The sequence below is a fragment of the Celeribacter indicus genome (assembly GCF_000819565.1).
GTDB lineage: Bacteria > Pseudomonadota > Alphaproteobacteria > Rhodobacterales > Rhodobacteraceae > Celeribacter > Celeribacter indicus.
Window position 1 is genome coordinate 764,066 of sequence record NZ_CP004393.1, and the last position, 18,242, is coordinate 782,307.

Sequence of the window (18,242 nt, forward strand, 5' to 3'; positions counted from 1 at the left end):
ACGCGCAAATGGGCGCGACCTATCGGGAGTTGGGGTGAAATGGGGTTTCCGGGAACCTGGATGACGGAGAGCGAGAGCATGGTCTATCGCGTCGTCCCGAAATGCGCCTGTTCGACCATCGGACAGATCATGTTCTATTCGGATCACGGCGAGTTCTTCGACGGTGACATCCACGACAGCAAGGACCGCATGCACAAATGGTCCCAGGACGCCAGCCAGCCGCTGATCGAGGCGAATGTGCTCGGGCACCGGTCCTATGCCTTCACCTGCGTGCGCAATCCCTATACCCGCATCCTGTCCTCCTTCTTCGACAAGATCTGCGGGATCCAGCGCAACGGCCGGCGTTACAGGGGCAATCTCGTGCCGCAGATCATCCAGAAATACGGCATCGAGGTCGGCGGCGAGGACGGCAAGCAGGAGTTCGACCAGATCGCGAGCTTCCGCCGCTTCCTCCTGTTCGTGCGCGACACGATCCGCTGGCGGCGGCCGATGGAGCCGGACATCCACTGGTCGGCCATGTCCGGCCATATCTCCACCTTCATCCTGAACGGCGGCACCTACGACAGCATCTTCTTCACCGAGAAGTTCAACGAGGGCATGCAGCGGGTGCTCGACGCGGTGGAGACGCCGCGTCCCGTCGATCTGGCGGCCATCCCGCGCTTCAACGAGAGCGAGGGCCACGGTCCGAAACGCGCCCATCCGGTCGACGCCTATTTCGACGACCTGTCGATGCACCTGATGTGGGAGATCTACAAGCGCGACTTCCAGCTTTTCCGGTACGATTTCGAAAACCCGGCCAACAAGATGCCGCTGGGGGAGATCGACCTCGCGGAGGTCCACGCAAAGCTCGGGGACTGAGCCCTCTTTCCGTCGGCTGGACAGATAAAAGCCCCGCGGGTTCGTCCCGCGGGGCTTTCGCTGTAGGCGATCTGGAGGACTGATCGGCTCAGCGGTTGGAACTCACCTCGGTGATTGCCACTTCGGACGAGCCGTTGGAGAGAACGGCCAGCGTATCCCGGAAGGCGGGGCGGGTGAGATGCACCTTCACATCGCTGTTGGCGCCGGCGGTGACATGGGCGGAGCCGAGAAGCTCACCGCGCTGGCCGGCATGGAAGTCGTAGATATTGACGGTGCTGGCGGTGTCGGCCCGCACGATGTCGAGGTTGACGACCTTGCCGAGCGACTGGGCCTCACCGGCGCGGATGTAGTTCGGGCCGGCGAAAGCGGCGGAGCCGGCAACAGCGACGATTGCGGCGGCGAACAGGGTTTTGACAGCATTTGTCATCTTGGTTTCCTTTCAATTCAATCTCTTATTGGCGCGAGGATGGTTTCGCGTCTTGTGAAATGGTATGTAAGGCAGCCGCCCGGATGTTTAAACGGGAAGATTTATGCTCTCACGAACCGCATAATGTGCGTTGGCGAACATCAAAACACCGCGACTGTAAATGTGAAGATTTTGTGATCGCCCCCTTCAGCCCCGGAGGGGAGCCAGGCCGAGATAGCCGAAGGCCGCCGGTTCGATCCGCCGCGCCAGCGCCTCGAAATCGCTTTCGCCGGCATGGAGGGCCGGATGCGCGATCCCGACGACGAGGTTCAGCAGGTCGAAGGCGGCGTGCTCCGCCTCCGCCACCCGGTGCTCCGCGAGATAGGCCGTCACCGCCTCCCGCGCCCGGATCTCGAGCGCCCGGCTCTCCGGATCCGGCGGCAGGCGCTCCTCGAGATGTTCCAGAAGGCGGGCGCGATGGGCGCGGTGCACATGGTGGTGGATCACCGCGCGGATGAGCCGGGCGATGCCGAAGTTCAGCGGCTGTCCCGCGACATAGGCCAGTTCGCGCAGGATGTCGTCGCACATCTCCCGCCGCACCTCGCGGATGAGCTCGGCCAGGATCGCCTCCTTCGAGGGGAAATACTGGTAGAGCGACCCGACAGACACGCCCGCCCGCCGCGCGATGTGGTTGGTGGTCAGCGCCTCCGGCCCGTCCTCCTCGAGAATGCGAGCCGCGGCCTCGAGGAGGACGGCCACAGTCGCGCGCGCCCGCGCCTGACGCGGGAATTTGCGGGGTCTGGACGCGGGACGGTCGGGCATCGGGAATGCGAGTAGAAAATGTGAGCAATTGCTCGTATTCTGGCCGAAAGCGGAGAGAATGCAAGAGGCAGGAGCACGGCATGGCGCAGGATCACGACCACACCCACGGACACCGGCACGACCATGCCCACGGCCACGCCCACAGCCACCGGCACCATCATCACGTCGACCCGGATGCGGGCGACCGGCGCGTCGCCGCGGCGGTGGCGGTCAACCTGCTCCTGACGCTGGCGCAGATCGTCGGCGGGGTGATCTCCGGCTCCATGGCGCTGATCGCGGATGCGATCCACAACCTGTCGGACGCGGTCTCCCTCGTGATCGCCTTCGGGGCGCGCAAGCTCTCGCGCAAGCCGCGCGACAAGGAAATGACCTTCGGCTACGGCCGGGCGGAGGTGGTCGCGGCGCTGGTCAATTACGTCTCCCTCGTCGTGATCTCCGTCTATCTCTTTGCCGAGGGCGTCTCCCGCCTGTTCAACCCGCCCGAGATCGCCGGCTGGACCGTCGTCGTGATCGCCGGGATCGCGCTCGCCGTCGACCTCGTCACAGCCGCGCTCACCTACGCGATGTCGAAGGACAGTCTGAACATCCGCGCGGCCTTCCTGCACAACCTCGCCGACGCCGCGACCTCGGTCGCCGTCATCCTCGGCGGGGCGGTGATCCTGATCTGGGACTGGCGGCTGATCGACCCGATCCTGACGATCGCGATTTCCGTCTATATCCTCTGGCATGCCCTCGCGGAGGTCCGGCCGGTGATCCGCATCCTCATGCTCGGCACGCCCGAGGACGTGCAGACCGACGAGCTTTCCGCCGCCATGGCCGAGGTCGCGGGGGTGGAGAGCGTCCATCACGTCCACCTCTGGCAGATCGACGAGCGCCGCCGCTCGGTCGAGGCGCATGTCGTCGTGGCCGGGACCCCCGCCCCGGTGCTCGCCGCGATCAAGCGGATGCTGCGCGAGCGGTTCGACATCGGCCATTCCACGCTCGAGGTCGAAAGGCCCGGACAGGGCTGTGCCGAGGAGGACGCTCCCCGGCCCGCCGTCTGACGGCGCGTGCCCGCCCGGCGTCAGTCGAGATCGCCCGCCGGGCCGATGGCAAAGAACGCGCCGCCCGACCAGACGCCGAAGCGGCGCTCCCCCTCGATCTCCTCCGTCCCGCCAAGCTCCACGAGCCGAAAGAAGCTCTTGCGGTCGATCAGCGCCTCGAGCCCGCCGCGCACCTCGACATAGGGCGCGGGCTCCCCGTCGCGCTCCGCCACGCGGATCGGGTGGTCCGCATCCGCCGTCACCCGGTCGCCCACCGAGGTCAGGAAGGTCAGTCGTTGCGCGCGCCCCGTCCCCTCGCGGTCGAAATCGACGGCGAGAAACGGCGCATCCTCCACCGTGATCCCGACCTTCTCGACCGGGGTCACGAGGAAATAGGCGTCGCCCTCGCGCTTGAGCACCGTCGAGAACAGCCGCACCAGCGGCGCGCGCCCGATCGGCGTGCCGAGATAGTGCCATGTGCCGTCGCGCGCGATGCGGATGTCGAGATCGCCGCAGAACGGCGGATCCCACCTGTCGACCGGCGGCAACCCGCGCCCTTCGGCGGCACGGATGGCGGCGGCGATGCTGTCTGCCGAGGCGCCCATGCGAAAATCCTCCTCTTGAACCTTTTGTCATTTGTGCTTTGAGCTAGAGCGGTTCTTAATGGTGTCACAATAGTGCATGAGAGGTGAAGCCATGACCGAATCCGACCTCGCCCAGACCGATCTCGTGGCGGAGATCGAGGCGCTGGGAGCGAAGCTTGCGGAGGCGAAATCCTCGATCACGCGCCGGTTCATCGGACAGGATACGGTGGTCGACCTGGTGCTGTCCTCCATGCTGTGCGGCGGCCACGCGCTGCTCCTCGGCCTGCCGGGGCTGGGCAAGACGCGGCTCGTCGACACGCTCTCCACCGTGATGGGGCTGAAGGGCGCGCGGGTGCAGTTCACCCCCGACCTGATGCCCGCCGACATCCTCGGGTCCGAAGTGCTCGAAACCGCGCCGGACGGCTCGCGCGCCTTCCGCTTCATCGAGGGGCCGGTCTTCTGCCAGCTCCTGCTCGCCGACGAGATCAACCGCGCCTCGCCGCGCACGCAATCCGCGCTGTTGCAGGCGATGCAGGAGAAATCGGTGACGATCGCCGGGCAGGCCCACGATCTCGAGGCGCCGTTCCATGTGCTCGCCACCCAGAACCCGCTCGAACAGGAGGGCACCTATCCGCTGCCCGAGGCGCAGCTCGACCGCTTTCTTGTGCAGGTCGATGTCGACTATCCCGACCGCGCGACCGAACGCGACATCCTCATCGCCACCACCGGCGCGGAGGAGGGCGAGGCGCATCAGGTCTTCACCGCCGCCGAACTCATCGCCGCGCAGAAACTCCTGCGCCGGATGCCGGTGGGCGAGCAGGTCGTGGACATGATCCTCGATCTCGTGCGCGCCTGCCGCCCGCACGAAGCGGAGGCGACCGAGACCGTGAATGCCTCTGTCGCCTGGGGGCCGGGGCCGCGCGCCGCGCAGGCGCTGATGCTGACGACGCGCGCGCGGGCGCTGCTCGACGGGCGGCTCGCGCCCTCGCCCGAGGACGTGCTGGCCATGGCCCGCCCCGTGCTCATTCACCGCATGGCGCTGACCTTCGCGGCGCGGGCGCGCGGCGACGATCTCGCCGCGATCATCGCCTCCGTCGCTGAAACCACATCGGAAAACCGGACCGCCGCGTGACCGACCGCCTCGCCCCCTCCGGCCTTCGCGCCCGCGCGGAGGCGCTCGCCGGCCCGCTGCCGCCCTTGCAGGCGCAGGCCGAACAGCTCGCGCGGACCCTGCTCCTCGGCGGGCACGGGCGGCGGCAGTCCGGCATGGGCGACGAGTTCTGGCAATACCGGCCGGCGCAGGCGGGCGATCCGGGGCGCGCGATCGACTGGCGCCGCTCGGCGCGCTCGGACGGGCATTACGTGCGCGAGAAGGAATGGCAGGCGGCGCAATCGGTGCATCTCTGGGTCGACCTCTCCGCCTCGATGGGCTTCGCCTCCGACCGCAACCTTCCGGCAAAGAGGGAGCGGGCCGCGCTGCTCGCCATGGCGATTTCCATCCTGCTCATGAAGGGCGGCGAACGGGTCGCGCTCGCCTCGCTCGGCACACCGCCGCGCATCGGCGCGTTGCAGCTCCGGCGGATCGCGGAGGGCCTGCGCACCCCCGGCGAGGAGGAATTCGGCGCGCCCGACGTGGCGCGCTTCCTGCCGCATTCGCGTGCGCTGTTCATGTCCGATTTCCTCGGCCCGCTCGACCGGGTGGAGGAGGCGGTCGGCGCGGCGGCCGATCGCGGCATCGGCGGCGCGCTCTGCCAGATCCTCGACCCGGCGGAGGAGGCCTTTCCCTATCAGGGCCGCACCGTCTTCACCTCCATGACCGGCGGCATCCGGCACGAGACGCTGCGCGCCGCCGACCTGCGCGACCGCTATCTCGACCGCCTGGCAGAACGCAAGGCGCGGCTCGAACAGGTCGCCCGCCACGCCGGCTGGCGCTTTGCCACCCATCACACGAACGACGCGGCGCAGCCCGCGCTGCTGTGGCTCTATCAGGCCATGGAGGGCCCGCGCTGATGTGGATCGTCGGCCCCATCGGATTTGCCGCGCCCTGGGTGCTTCTCGGGCTGGTCGCGCTGCCGGTGCTCTGGCTGCTGCTGCGCGCCGTGCCGCCGGCGCCGATCCGCCGCCGGTTTCCCGGCGTCGCGCTGCTGCTGGGGCTGAAGGACGAGGAGGTGGAGACCGACCGCACGCCCTGGTGGCTGCTGCTGTTGCGCATGCTCGCCGTCGCCGCGCTGATCGTCGCCTTCGCGGGTCCGGTGCTCCACCCGCGCGTCGAACGGGCGGGGGCCTCCGGCCCGCTCGTCGTGCTGATGGATGCGAGCTGGGCTTCGGCGCAGGACTGGGCGCTGCGCATCGGTCGCGTGGAACAGGCGCTCGAGGAGGCCGAGGCGGACGATCGCACGGTCTGCATCCTCGTCGCCACCTCCCCCGCGGCGGAGGGCTGCGACTTCCTCTCCGCCGCCGACTGGCGCGCCCGGCTCGCCGGTCTCGAACCCGCGCCCTACGCGCCGGACATGGAGGCGCTCGCCGCGCGGCTCGCCGGCATCGACGGCGGGTTCGCGACGCTCTGGATCTCCGACGGGCTCGCGCGCGAGGGGCGCGACACGGTGCTCTCCCGGCTCGGGGACCGCGGGCCGGTGGCGGTGTTCGAGAATCCGCGCCCGCTCTATGCGCTCTCCGACGCCGCGGTGACCGAGACGGGCGTCGACGTCACCGTCCTGCGCCGCGCCGGCGCGGGGGAGGCGACGCTCACGCTCGCCGCCCACGGTCCCGACCCCGCCGGTGTCGCGCGCATCCTCGCCCGGCAGGAGGTGGTGATGGACGCGGGGGAAACCGCCCGCACCGTCTCCTTCGACCTGCCGCCCGAGCTGCGCAACCGGATCGACCGGTTCGAGATCGACGGCCAGCGCTCCGCAGGCGCGAAACACCTCGCCGACGACAGCCTGCGCCGCCGCGAGGTGGGGCTCGTCACCGTGCGCGAAAACCGCGAGGGGCTGCAACTTCTCTCGCAACTGCACTACCTGCGCGCCGCGCTCGCCGGAAAGGCCGATGTGGTCGAGGGCGGGCTCACCGATCTCATAAATGCCAATCCCGATGTCATCATCCTCGCCGACATCGCCCAGCTTGCCGAGGGGGAGACCGCGCCGCTGCTCGACTGGGTGAACGAGGGCGGGCTCCTGCTGCGCTTCGCCGGACCGAACCTCGCCGCCTCGGACGTGGCGCGGGACGACAGCGATCCGCTCCTGCCCGTGCGCCTGCGCGCCGGCGGCCGCACCATCGGCGGGGCGATGAGCTGGGGAGAGCCGAAGACGCTGCGCGCCTTTGCCGACAGCTCACCCTTCTACGGCCTGCCCCTCCCGCCCGACGTGACCGTCTCCGCACAGGTCATGGCGCAGCCCGATCCCGATCTCGCCGCCCGCGTCATCGCCACGCTTGCCGACGGCACCCCGCTCGTCACCCGCAACGCCGTGGGGCAGGGGCAGGTGGTGCTGTTCCATGTGACCGCGAATGCCGAATGGTCCACCCTGCCGCTCTCCGGCCTCTTCGTCTCCATGCTCGACCGGCTCGCCGTCACCTCGCGCGCCGAGGAGGTCACGGCGGAGGACCTGACGGGCCAGACGCTCCAGCCGCTGCGCCTGCTCGACGGGTTCGGCGATCTCTTCGATGCGGGCACGCGCGCGCCGGTCGCGGGGGAGGACTTCGCCACCGCCCGCGCCTCCGCCGCCACGCCGCCGGGGATCTACGAGGGGCGCGACAGCCTGCGCGCGCTCAACGCCGTGGCGCCGGACACCGAACTGCTGCCGGCGGACTGGCCCGCCGACGTTCCCGTGACGGGCGTCGAAAGCCGGGCCGAGCGTCCGCTCACGCCGCATCTCCTGCTGGCCGCCCTCGCGCTCCTGGGGATCGACCTCATCGCCTCGCTCGCGCTCTCCGGCCGGCTGTTCGGCACGCGGGCGCTGCCGCTCGTCCTGCTCGGGTTCCTCGCGCTGCCGGGCCAGACCCGCGCGCAGGACGACTACGAGGCCTTCGCCCTCGCCGCGACGGAGGAAGTGGTGCTCGCCTATGTCGAAACCGGCGATGCCGCGCTCGACGGCACGTCGGAGGCGGGGCTGCGCGGGCTGTCCGCCGTGCTCAACGCCCGCACCTCGGTCGAGCCCGCACCGCCGATGGGGGTCGACCTCGAAACCGATCCGATCGGCTTCTTCCCGGTGCTCTACTGGCCCGTGACCCCGGATCAGCCGCAGCCCTCGGCAGAGGCCTATGCCCGGCTCAACGCCTATCTGCGCACCGGCGGGATGATCCTGTTCGACACGCGCGATGCGGATGTCGCAGGCTTCGGCGCGGCGACGCCGACCGGGGCAAAGCTCCAGGCGCTCGCGCGCCCGCTCGACATTCCGCCGCTCGAACAGATCCCGGAGGATCACGTCCTGACCCGCGCCTTCTACCTGTTGCGCGAATTCCCCGGCCGCCATGCCGAGGGCACGGTCTGGGTCGAGGCCTCGCCCGAAACCGAACGCGCGGAGGGCATGCCGTTCCGCAACCTCAACGACAACGTGACGCCGGTGATCATCGGCGGAGGTGACTGGGCGTCGGCCTGGGCGGTGGGCGAGGACGGATATCCGCGCCTTCCGGTCGGGCGCGGGTTCTCCGGTGAGCGCCAGCGCGAACTGGCCTACCGCTTCGGCGTCAACCTCGTGATGTATGTGCTGACCGGCAACTACAAATCCGACCAGGTCCATGTGCCTGCCCTTCTCGACAGGCTCGGCCAATGATCCGCGACATCGTCTTCTCCCCGATCCTGCCCCTGCCCGTGCTCGCGGTCCTCGCCGGGGTGGCTGTCGTCCTTCTGGCCTTCGCCGCGTTTCGCGGCCTCTCCGGCTGGCCCTTCCGCACGCTCGCGGCGCTGTTGATCCTCGGCTGGCTCACCGGCCCCTCGCTCCAGGAGGAGGAGCGCGATCCGCTGAGCGATATCGTGCTGCTCGTGGTGGATGAAAGCGCGTCGCAGGATCTCTCCGACCGCCCCGCCCAGCTTTCGGAGGCGGTGGAGGCGCTGACCGCCCGCGTCGCCGCCCTCCCGAACACGGAGCTGCGCGTGGTGCCGCTCACCGATGCGCCCGACGATCGCGGCACGCTGCTGATGACCGCGCTGTCGGAGGCGATGGCCGACGAGCCCCGCGGCCGGCTCGCGGGCGCGATCCTCCTATCTGACGGGCAGCTCCACGATCTCGAGGTCTCGCCCGATTTCCCCGCGCCCGTGCACCTGCTGCTGACCGGCGCGCCCGAGGACTGGGACCGCCGCCTCGTCGTGGAGAATGCGCCCGCCTTCGCGATCCTCGACGAGGAGGTGACGCTCCGGCTCAGGGTCGAGGACCAGGGCGACGTCCCGCGCGACATCGGGAGCACGACGCCGCTTCTCGTGTCGATCGACGGCGGCGAGGCGCAGGAATTCACCATCCCCGTCGGCCGCACGATGGAGGTGCCGGTTACCTTGCCCCATGGCGGGATGAACGTGATCCAGTTCACCCTGCCCGAGGCGGAGGACGAGCTGACGACGCGCAACAACTCCGCCATGGTTCGGATCAACGGGGTGCGCGACCGGCTGCGCGTGCTGCTCGTCTCCGGCGAGCCGCACAACGGCGAGCGGACCTGGCGCAACCTGCTGAAATCCGATGCCTCGGTCGATCTCGTGCATTTCACCATCCTGCGCCCGCCGCAGAAACAGGACGGGGTGCCGGTCACCGAGCTGTCGCTCATCGCCTTCCCGACGCGCGAGCTGTTCATGGAAAAGGTCGACGATTTCGACCTCATCATCTTTGACCGCTACAAGCTGCGCGGCATCCTGCCGGCCTCCTATCTCGAGAACATCGCGCAATATGTGGAAAACGGCGGCGCCGTGCTGTTCGCCGCCGGTCCCGATTTCGCCACCGCGGACAGCCTCTACCGCTCGCCGCTCGCGCGGGTGATTCCGACCGCGCCCACCGGCCGTGTGATCGAACAGGGCTTTCGCCCGCGCCTCACCGATCTCGGCGCGCGCCACCCGGTGACCGAGGGGCTCGGCGGGTTGCACGGGCCGGAGGACACGCCCTCCTGGGGGCGCTGGTTCCGCCAGATCGACCTCGACCCGCAGGCCGGCGAGGTGGTCATGTCGGGCGTGGACGACCGCCCGCTTCTGGTGCTCGACCGGGTGGGGGAGGGGCGCGTCGCGGTGCTCGGGTCCGATCACGCCTGGCTCTGGACGCGCGGCCTCGACGGCGGCGGGCCGCAGCTCGAACTGCTGCGCCGGCTCGCACACTGGATGATGAAGGAGCCCGAGCTCGAGGAGGAGGCGCTGACCGCCACGGCCGAGGGCCAGACGATGACGATCACCCGCCGCAGCCTCACCGAGGGCGCGCGGTCCGTGACCATCGAGGCGCCCGACGGGACGGAGACGACCGTGCCGATGGAGGAGATCACCCCCGGCCGCTTCGTGGCGGAATACCAGGGGGCGGAGCTCGGCCTCTACCGGCTGCGCGAGGGCGACCAGGAGGCGGTGATCGTGCTCGGCCCCGCCGCGCCGCGCGAATTCGAGGAGACGATCGCGACCGGCGAGAAGCTCGCGAGCTATGTGCGCGGGACGGAGGGGGGCGTGCTCGCGCTCTCGGGCGGCGTGCCGAACCTGCGGACCGTGCCCGAGGGGCGCAACGCCGCCGGGCGCGGCTGGATCGGGATCACCCCGCGGGAGGCCTATGTGACTCAGTCGACGCGGCTCACGCCGCTTCTTCCGGGCTGGGTCTGGCTGCTGGCGCTCGCCGCCCTGAGCGTCTTCGCCTGGCTGCGCGAGGGCAGGCGGTAGCCGTTTCGCGCCGGTCCGCACCCCGGCGCGGGATGCCCGACGGAAAGCCGACGCACGTCCGACACGTCCCGCCGCCCGGTTCAGAGATCCTCGCGCATCAGGATCGACCGGGTCTGCGAAAAGAATTCCCGCCGCAGCATGATGTAGATCGCCACCGTCGTCCCGAGGAGAAGCCCCACCGGCCCCAGAAGCCATGTGAGCGCCCCGAGCCCGAAATAGATGCACCGCAGCCCCGAATTGAACGCCTTCGCCGCGGTGATGTTGAGCTCCCCCGCCTTCTGCGCCCGCGGCAGCGCCTGCGGATCGTCCTCGTCATTGCTGACCGAGGCCATCACCACGCCGCAATAGCCGAAGACGCGATTCGACCAGATAAACTTGAGAAATCCGTTGGTGACGAAGAAGAGCGGCAGGAGGATCTTCACCTCCCAGATGATCTCCGGCGCCTGGATGGACAGATCCGCCGCCACCCCGCGCAGCCGCTCGGCATTCGACATGGCCGCGAGCCCGCCGCCGATGGCGATGAGGCAGGCGGAGGCGAGGAAGCTCGTCCCCTCGCGCAGCGTCGCCAGCACCGTCGCGTCGAAGATCCGCGGCTTGCGCGAGATCATGTGCACCATCCAGTCACGCCGGTACTGCGCCACGAGGAGCGAGGTGGAAACGCGCGACGCCGGCGGATTCTCGATAACATGCCCGAGCACCCCCCAGGCCAGAACGAGATAGACCACCGCGAGGAGGTCGAGCAGGGTGAAGAACTGGAATTGCGCAAAGATCGTCATGCCCCACTGATGCCCGATCCCGCGGCCTTTGTCAGGCCGGAATATCGCGTCCGGACAGCGCCGGTCGGTCGCCGGCGGGACAGGCGGCCCTGTCCGCAGGCCGCAGGGGACGCGCCGCGGGATGGACGGGCGGCGCGAAATCGCCGAAACTGTCCGCCTGGAGGACATGAGCGCGCCCCCAAGATCGCTGAAGTCTGATATGGGAACAGGGTGGGGTGGACCGATGACACGATGGCTGACGATCTTCTTTCTGGCGATGACCGCGCTGCCCGTCCGGGCCGGGGGCGCGCCGATGGCGACCGGGGCGGAGCAGGAGTGGCACGCGGTCGGGCGCATCGACTTTGCCGACAGGAGCTTCTGCACCGGCTCCCTCATTTCCGCGCGGTTCGTGCTCACCGCGGCGCATTGCCTGTTCGACCTCGACACCCATCGCCGCCACGCGCCGGCCGACATCACCTTCAAGGCCGGCTGGAGCGAGGGGAGCGCCTTCGCGATCCGCGCCGCCCGTGCGGTCCATGTCCATCCGGGGTTTTCCATGGCCGACCCCGCGCGCGCCGGGCGGCTGGCGATGGATCTCGCGCTGGTCGAACTCGACCGGCCGGTGCCGGACGCGACCATCCCGCCGCTGCCGGTCTCCTCCTCCGGTCCGCAGGCCGGGGCGGCGCTGGGCGTCGTCTCCTACGCCCATGACCGCAGCGAGACGCCGTTGCTCCAGGAAAGCTGCGATGTGGTGGCGCGTCAGGGCGGGGTGCTCATCACCACCTGCGCCGCCGATTTCGGCGCCTCGGGCGCGCCGATCCTCGACCTGTCGGGGCCGGAGCCGCGCATCGTCTCGGTGGTTTCCGCGAAGGCGGTCTTCCAGGGGCGGAAGGTTTCCGTCGGCACCGCGGTCGGGGAGGCGCTCGACGCGCTCATGGCCCTTGCCGGGGCCGGCGGGGCGCCGGCGGGGGAGGCCGCGCCGGGCCGTCTTCCCGTCCTGTCCGACACGCGGTTCATGACGGAGCGCGCGGGGCATCAGACCCCTTGAAACCGCCTCCGGGCCTTCCCAGATTCCTGATGTCGGGCGCCTGCGACAGGGTCCGGCATGTCGCCTGTCCGCGAAGCGGAAGGCATTCACATCGGAATCGCTCAATGGAGGATACCCATGCGCAATTTTGACCTCGCGCCGCTTTACCGTGCGACCGTCGGCTTCGACCAGATCGCCGACCTCATGGACCGTGTGCTGACCCAGGATGTCAGCCAGCCCAGCTACCCGCCCTACAACATCGAGAAGACCGCCGAGGACGGCTGGCGCATCTCGCTCGCCGTGGCCGGGTTCTCGACCGGGGACATCTCGATCGAGCAGCGTGAACATGCCCTGATCGTGTCCGCGCGCAAATCCGAGACGGAGGAGGAGAAGGGCCGGACCTATCTCCATCGCGGCATCGCCACCCGCGCCTTCGAACGCCGTTTCCACCTCGCCGACCATGTGAAGGTGACGGGTGCGTCCCATGAGAACGGCATGCTGCATATCGACCTGCAACGCGAAGTGCCCGAAGCGCTGAAGCCGCGCCGGATCGCGATCGCCGGACCCGACACCGTGGAGACGAAGGTGCTCGAGGGCGAGAAGACCGCCGAGGTCTGAGCCCGCGCCGACGCCGTCCGGCATCCGAAAGAAAACGCCCGCCGATCCGGCGGGCGTTGCTGTTTCCGGGGCGGAAGGCCGGGTTACATCCGGCCGATCGACCAGAAGAAGGTCTCGCCCGAGCTGTCGTCCACACCGTCGTTGTCGGTGGAGACGAAGATCTCGCCCTCCGGCGTGACCGCGAGCCCCTCGATCTTGTCGACGGCATAGCCGCCGAAGGATTTCAGGTCGGGGATCAGGTCGCGCACCTCTTCCTTGGAGACCACCGGAAGATCGCCGCCGAGCGGGACCGGCTGCATCTCGGAGACGGGGATGCGGTAGATCATTTTCGTCACGGCAGCCTCGCCGATCTGGTTGTCGCGTTCCACGACATAGACCCAGTCGCCATGGGCGACGATTTCCGACAGGCCGACCCAGCCCGTTTCCGGCTCCGCCTTCTCGTAACGCACCGCGCCCCATTCCTCGGTTTCGAGATCGTAGGCGACGAGCTTCACCGTGTTTTCCGGATCGTCCTTCCACTCGCGCTGAACCGCCATCCAGAGCGTGTCGCCGATCTTCGTGATGCCTTCGAAGCCGTAGCGCAGTTCGTGGGCAAGAAGCTCGGCAGGCAGGCCGATTTCCTCGTCGATCCCGCCATCGGCGCCGACATGGTAGATCGCATGCGGGATCAGGTGGTCGGTGCGCCCTTCGGAGGCGACCCAGTAGCCGCCTTCGCCATCGAGCGTGACGCCCTCCAGGTCGAGCTTCTGCGCCGGATGGCCGTCGCGGGTGATGCGCAGCGCGCCGGTGATGCGCGCCGGTTTTTGCGACGGGTCGATGGTGAAGATGGTCGGCTGGCTGCCATAGACGCTGTCGCTGACGGCATGGATCATGCCGTCCTCGTCCGCCACCATGCCGGAGATCGCCCCCCAGCCGATCAGCTCGTCGGTGCCTTCGGAGGTCAGCGTCGGATAGACCGCCTCACCCTCGGCACGTTCGAAGATCATCACATGCGCACGGGCCAGCCCATCGGCGCCGAGGTCGGTCTCGTTGGCGGAGACGAGCAGGTTGCGCGCCGGAATCGCGGCATAACCTTCCGGCCCGATGCCCGAGGGGAGAACCTGTTTCAGGACCGGGTTCGCCGGGTCGGTCACGTCGTAGACCGCCACCGCGGAGCCACGCTCGGAGCCGACGAAGACATGGGGCGTACCGTCATAGTCCGCGAATTCGATGCTTTCGGGCTCGACGCCCTTCGCATCCGAGCGGCTGTCGGGATAATGGCCGATCCGGACAAGCGCGTGTTCAAAGTCGGAATTGCTCTCGTAGACCACGGAGCCGTCCTTGTTCATGATGGTCCAGCCGCGCGAGCCGCCGTCCATGTCGCCCTCGTTCGCCATCGCGAAATGGTCGTTGTCGATCCATTTCACCGCGTCGGGTTCGCGCAGGCGACCCTCCTGCGTGCCGGTGAAGAGCAGTTCGCCATTGTCCTTCGTGTCGATGCCCGTGAGATCGACGGTGCCGGCGGAGAAGTGACGGATCACCTCGCCCTCCGCCGAGACGATCGCGATATGGTTGTTTTCCTGGAGCGTGACGACGGTCTCGCCCAACTCGTTCACATCCACGAATTCCGGTTCGGGATCCTCGGGAGAGATGTCGGCAAGGCCCGTCAGGTCGACATCCTGCGCGGTGGCGCAATCGGCCTTCCCGTCCGCGATCCGGATCATCGTGAGGAAACCCGCCGGCATCTGGCCGGTGCGCCCGTCGCCTGCGTCCTCGTCGCGCTCGTTCTCGATCGCGATGGACAGGAAGCCGCCATCCTTCGAGAGCGCGATGGAATCGGGCTGGCCGCCGAGCGCGCAGCTTTCCACGACCTCCTGCGTCTCGAGGTCGATCTCGACCATCCGGCCGGAAGGGTTCACATGGTCTTCCGACGTGTTCACCGCGACGAAGGCGGTAGAGCCTGTCACCGCCACCGAGGTCGGCTCGCCCGCCATCGCGATATTGCCGAGCGGCCTGGGCGCCTTCGGATCGGTGATGTCCACGAGCCCGACCACGCCGAGCGGGCTGTCGGTGTAGATCAGGGTCATGCCGTCCTCGGACGCGGCGATGATCTCCGACGAGGTTTCGCGCGTGCGATCCTCGCCCTCGGCCATGTTGTCGGGCGTCGCGAAGGAGGCGATGCGGTTGAATGTCATCTCGGCCTCGGCCGCACCTGCGCCGAGCGCGAGGACGGAGGCGGCGAGCAGCAATTGTCTTTTCATGGAAGTCCCTCGGGTTTGTGTGTCCCGAGGCGGGTGTGAAGCGCGTTGGTAACCTTTCCATGACCCTGCGGATTCATTTTTGTGAAACGGCCCTGTGCGCAACTTTGGATCACGATCCATGTCCGTCAGATTGACTTGATTGCGCAGACGCGCGACACCTGCCCGCCGAACGGAGGTTTATCCATGAGTCTGCAACCCCTCTTCGCCCGCCGCACGCGCAGGATGAAGGCGTCCGAGATCCGCGAGCTTCTGAAGCTGCTCGGTCAGCCCGACATCATCTCCTTTGCCGGCGGCATTCCCGATCCTGCCCATTTCCCGCGGGCCGCCTTCGCGCAGGCGATGGCGCGCGCGACAGAGGCGCAGGCGGCGGGGGTGGCGCTGCAATATTCGACCTCGGAGGGCTATACGCCGCTTCGCGACTGGATCGCGGATTACATGGCGCGGCACGGGGTGCCCTGTACCCGCGACAACATCCTGATCACCGCGGGGAGCCAGCAGGCGCTCGACTATCTGGGAAAGATCTTTCTCGATCCGGGCGACACGGCGCTCGTGACCTGGCCGACCTATATGGGCGCGCTCGGGGCGTTCAACGCCTATGAGCCCCGTTATGACCGGATCGACCCGCAGGCGAACCGCCCCGTGGAGGAGATCGCGGCCGAGGCGGAGGCGGCGGGCGGGCGCGTGAAATTCGCCTACCTCTCCTCCGATTTCGCCAATCCGACCGGCGTCACGCTGACCGAGGATCAGCGCCGCTCGGTGATCGCGCGCGCCGAGGCGCTCGGCTGCGCGGTGATCGAGGATGCGGCCTATCAGGAGTTGCGCTATCGCGGCGAGGCGGTGAAACCGATCCTCGCGCTCGAGATCGGGGCGAAGGGCACGATCGAGGACTGTCGCACGATCTATCTCGGCTCGTTTTCCAAGACGCTCGCCCCCGGCCTCCGCGTCGGCTGGGTCGTGGCGGCGAAGCCCGTGATCTCGCAACTGGTGCTGACGAAGCAGGCCGCCGACCTCCAGACCGCGACGATCAACCAGATTGCCGTCGCCGAAGTGGCGCGGGAGGTGTTCGACAGCCATGTCGCGGAGCTGCGCGAAGTCTATGGCGCGCGGCTGAACGCGATGCTCGCCGCGCTCGAGCGCCACATGCCGCCGGAGATCGACTGGACCCGGCCGGACGGCGGGATGTTCGTGTGGCTCACGCTGCCCGCGGAGATGGACGGCGCGGAGCTTCTGAAGAGGGCGCTGGAGGCGAAGGTCGCCTTCGTTCCCGGCGGCGCCTTCTATGCCGACGGCTCCCGTGCCAACACGCTGCGGCTCAATTTCTCCATGTCCGGCCCCGGCAGGATCGAGGAGGGCGTCGCCCGGCTCGGCCAGGTGATCCGCGCGGCGATGTGAGCGGGGCTGCGTGCACCAATCTTTCGCCCCCATACCCCGTGCCCGCGTTAACCTTAATCTACGTTAGGGTTAACGTGTCAGGATCCCGGATATTCACGCCCCCGGCGGCATGTCCGGCCCATTCCCGGACGGCGGCGCATGCCGCTCGCGCCGCGAAAGGACGACCGTGTCACACCGCAAGGCAGATATATTTCATCTCGAGATATTCCTCGATCCCGTGGCGCGAGCCCTCGCGCCCGAGGCCGGATTGCTTCACCCCGCCGAAGGGGGCGATCTCGGTCGAGATCAGGCCGGTATTGACGCCGACGATGCCGTATTCAAGCGCCTCCGCGACCTTGTAGACCCGGCTCAGGTCCTTCGCGTAGAAATAGGAGGCAAGGCCGAAGATCGTGTCGTTCGCCATGCCGATCACCTGTCCCTCGTCCCTGAAACGGATGAGCGGGGCCAGGGGAGCAAAGGTTTCCTCCCTGGTCACCAGCATGTCCTGCGTCACCTCCGTGAGTATGGTCGGCGCGACGAACGTGCCGCCGAGATCGGTTTCGCAGGCGGCATGGACCTTTGCGCCTTTCGAGGTCGCGTCCTCCACATGGGTGCGGTATTTTTCCACCGCATCCGTGTCGATGAGCGGACCGAGATCGACGCCTTCCTCGGTCCCGTTCCCGATCCGAAGCTTCGCCACCCGCTCGGTGAGCTTTTCGGTGAAGGCCTCATAGACGCCGTCCTGAACGTAGATCCGGTTCGCGCAGACGCAGGTCTGGCCGTTGTTGCGGAACTTGCACAGGATCGCCCCGTCCGCCGCCGCGTCGAGGTCGGCATCGTCGAAGACGATGAAGGGCGCGTTGCCGCCAAGCTCCATCGACACCTTCTTCACCTGATCCGCCGCCTGGCCCAGCAGGATGCGCCCGACCTCGGTGGAGCCGGTGAAGGTCAGCTTCCGCACGTCGGGGTTCTCACAGAATTCCTTGCCCACACCGGAGGAATCCGAGGAGGGGACGACGTTGAACACCCCCGCCGGAATGCCCGCCCGGTCCGCGAGGACGCCGAGCGCGATGGCCGAGAGCGGCGTCAGCGCGGCCGGGCGCGAGAGGAAGCTGCACCCGGCGGCGAGCGCGGGCGCGGCCTTGCGCGTGATCATCGCATTCGGGAAGTTCCACGGCGTGATCGCGGCGGCCACGCCGACCGGCTGGCGGATCACCATGATCCGCTTGTCGGCCTGATGGCCGGGAACGGTCTCGCCATAGACCCGCTTTGCCTCTTCCCCGAACCATTCGACGAAGGAGGCGCCATAGAGGATCTCCCCCGCCGCCTCGGCGAGCGGCTTGCCCTGTTCGGCGGTCAGGATCTCGGCGAGATCGTCCTTCGCGGCGACCATGAGGTCGAACCATGTGCGCAGGAGCGCGGCGCGCTCCTTGCCGGTCTTGGCGGCCCAGTCCCGTTGCGCGAGCTTGGCGCCGGCGATGGCCTTGGCGATATCGGCGCGGTCGAGGTCGACGACCTGCGCGATCTCCTCCCCGGTGGCGGGGTTCGTCACGGCAAAGGTCTTTCCCGATCCGGCGACGAGAAATTCCCCGCCGATATAGGCATGTGCGTTCAGAAGGCCGGGATCCTTCAGCCGGGCCTTGAGAGCGTCTGAGACGGAAACGGGCATGAACACCTCCTCTGGATCGCGGGACAGGGGGAAGCTAGGCC

At 68.4% G+C, this 18,242-nt stretch carries 15 protein-coding genes; 9 read left to right on the forward strand and 6 right to left on the reverse strand.

Translation table 11 applies throughout. From position 1 onward, the window contains the following. The first annotated feature begins 39 nt into the window (after positions 1-39). The gene (locus tag P73_RS03930) at positions 40-858 is read left to right on the forward strand and encodes a sulfotransferase family protein (protein WP_043868549.1); all 819 of its coding nucleotides are present in this window, start codon (positions 40-42) and stop codon (positions 856-858) included. A gap of 88 nt (positions 859-946) precedes the next feature. Here P73_RS03930 and P73_RS03935 read toward each other — a convergent pair whose 3' ends face one another. Beyond that, complete coding sequence (locus tag P73_RS03935; RefSeq protein WP_043868550.1) at positions 947-1,285, reverse strand: hypothetical protein; 339 nt, start codon at positions 1,283-1,285, stop codon at positions 947-949. Positions 1,286-1,471: 186 nt separating this feature from the next. Beyond that, positions 1,472-2,023: a TetR/AcrR family transcriptional regulator gene (locus P73_RS03940; protein ID WP_052453027.1), complete on the reverse strand. Its 552-nt coding sequence runs from the start codon at positions 2,021-2,023 to the stop codon at positions 1,472-1,474. 143 nt (positions 2,024-2,166) lie between these two features. Between P73_RS03940 and P73_RS03945 the strand changes: the two genes are divergently transcribed. Beyond that, positions 2,167-3,129 (forward strand): cation diffusion facilitator family transporter, encoded by a 963-nt coding sequence (locus P73_RS03945; protein WP_043868552.1) that lies wholly within the window; start codon positions 2,167-2,169, stop codon positions 3,127-3,129. A gap of 20 nt (positions 3,130-3,149) precedes the next feature. Here the strand turns inward: P73_RS03945 and P73_RS03950 are convergent, their stop codons facing one another. Continuing rightward, entirely contained in the window at positions 3,150-3,713 is a 564-nt protein-coding gene (locus P73_RS03950) for a DUF1285 domain-containing protein (RefSeq protein ID WP_043868553.1), read from the reverse strand. Between the two features lie 91 nt (positions 3,714-3,804). Here P73_RS03950 and P73_RS03955 point away from each other — a divergent pair, with 91 nt between their 5' ends. From P73_RS03955 to P73_RS03970, 4 genes are read left to right on the forward strand one after another with little or no spacing between them, the layout of a single operon-like run. Beyond that, positions 3,805-4,824: an AAA family ATPase gene (locus P73_RS03955; RefSeq protein ID WP_043868554.1), complete on the forward strand. Its 1,020-nt coding sequence runs from the start codon at positions 3,805-3,807 to the stop codon at positions 4,822-4,824. Continuing rightward, complete coding sequence (locus P73_RS03960; RefSeq protein WP_043868555.1) at positions 4,821-5,702, forward strand: DUF58 domain-containing protein; 882 nt, start codon at positions 4,821-4,823, stop codon at positions 5,700-5,702. The genes P73_RS03955 and P73_RS03960 overlap by 4 nt, the downstream gene beginning before the upstream one ends. Continuing rightward, the gene (locus P73_RS03965; RefSeq protein WP_043868556.1) at positions 5,702-8,461 is read left to right on the forward strand and encodes a DUF4159 domain-containing protein; all 2,760 of its coding nucleotides are present in this window, start codon (positions 5,702-5,704) and stop codon (positions 8,459-8,461) included. Before P73_RS03960 ends, P73_RS03965 begins: the two co-directional genes overlap by 1 nt. Beyond that, positions 8,458-10,521, forward strand: coding sequence for a membrane protein (locus P73_RS03970; RefSeq protein ID WP_043868557.1), 2,064 nt, complete (start codon positions 8,458-8,460; stop codon positions 10,519-10,521). Before P73_RS03965 ends, P73_RS03970 begins: the two co-directional genes overlap by 4 nt. Positions 10,522-10,601: 80 nt before the next feature. Here P73_RS03970 and P73_RS03975 read toward each other — a convergent pair whose 3' ends face one another. Next, positions 10,602-11,297 carry a DUF599 domain-containing protein gene (locus P73_RS03975; protein WP_043868558.1) on the reverse strand — a complete coding sequence of 232 codons (696 nt, stop codon included), beginning with the start codon at positions 11,295-11,297 and terminating at the stop codon, positions 10,602-10,604. A gap of 223 nt (positions 11,298-11,520) precedes the next feature. Here P73_RS03975 and P73_RS03980 point away from each other — a divergent pair, with 223 nt between their 5' ends. Together P73_RS03980 and P73_RS03985 are read left to right on the forward strand one after the other, a co-directional pair. Continuing rightward, complete coding sequence (locus tag P73_RS03980; protein WP_043868559.1) at positions 11,521-12,324, forward strand: trypsin-like serine peptidase; 804 nt, start codon at positions 11,521-11,523, stop codon at positions 12,322-12,324. Positions 12,325-12,441: 117 nt separating this feature from the next. Further along, complete coding sequence (locus tag P73_RS03985; protein ID WP_043868560.1) at positions 12,442-12,921, forward strand: Hsp20 family protein; 480 nt, start codon at positions 12,442-12,444, stop codon at positions 12,919-12,921. 83 nt (positions 12,922-13,004) lie between these two features. Here P73_RS03985 and P73_RS03990 read toward each other — a convergent pair whose 3' ends face one another. Next, positions 13,005-15,161, reverse strand: a complete 2,157-nt coding sequence (locus tag P73_RS03990) for an esterase-like activity of phytase family protein (RefSeq protein ID WP_043868561.1) — start codon at positions 15,159-15,161, stop codon at positions 13,005-13,007. A 183-nt stretch (positions 15,162-15,344) separates the two neighbouring features. Between P73_RS03990 and P73_RS03995 the strand changes: the two genes are divergently transcribed. After that, entirely contained in the window at positions 15,345-16,553 is a 1,209-nt protein-coding gene (locus P73_RS03995) for an aminotransferase-like domain-containing protein (protein WP_043868562.1), read from the forward strand. Positions 16,554-16,722: 169 nt separating this feature from the next. Here P73_RS03995 and P73_RS04000 read toward each other — a convergent pair whose 3' ends face one another. Then, the gene (locus tag P73_RS04000; RefSeq protein ID WP_043868563.1) at positions 16,723-18,201 is read right to left on the reverse strand and encodes an NAD-dependent succinate-semialdehyde dehydrogenase; all 1,479 of its coding nucleotides are present in this window, start codon (positions 18,199-18,201) and stop codon (positions 16,723-16,725) included. Positions 18,202-18,242: the final 41 nt, after the last annotated feature.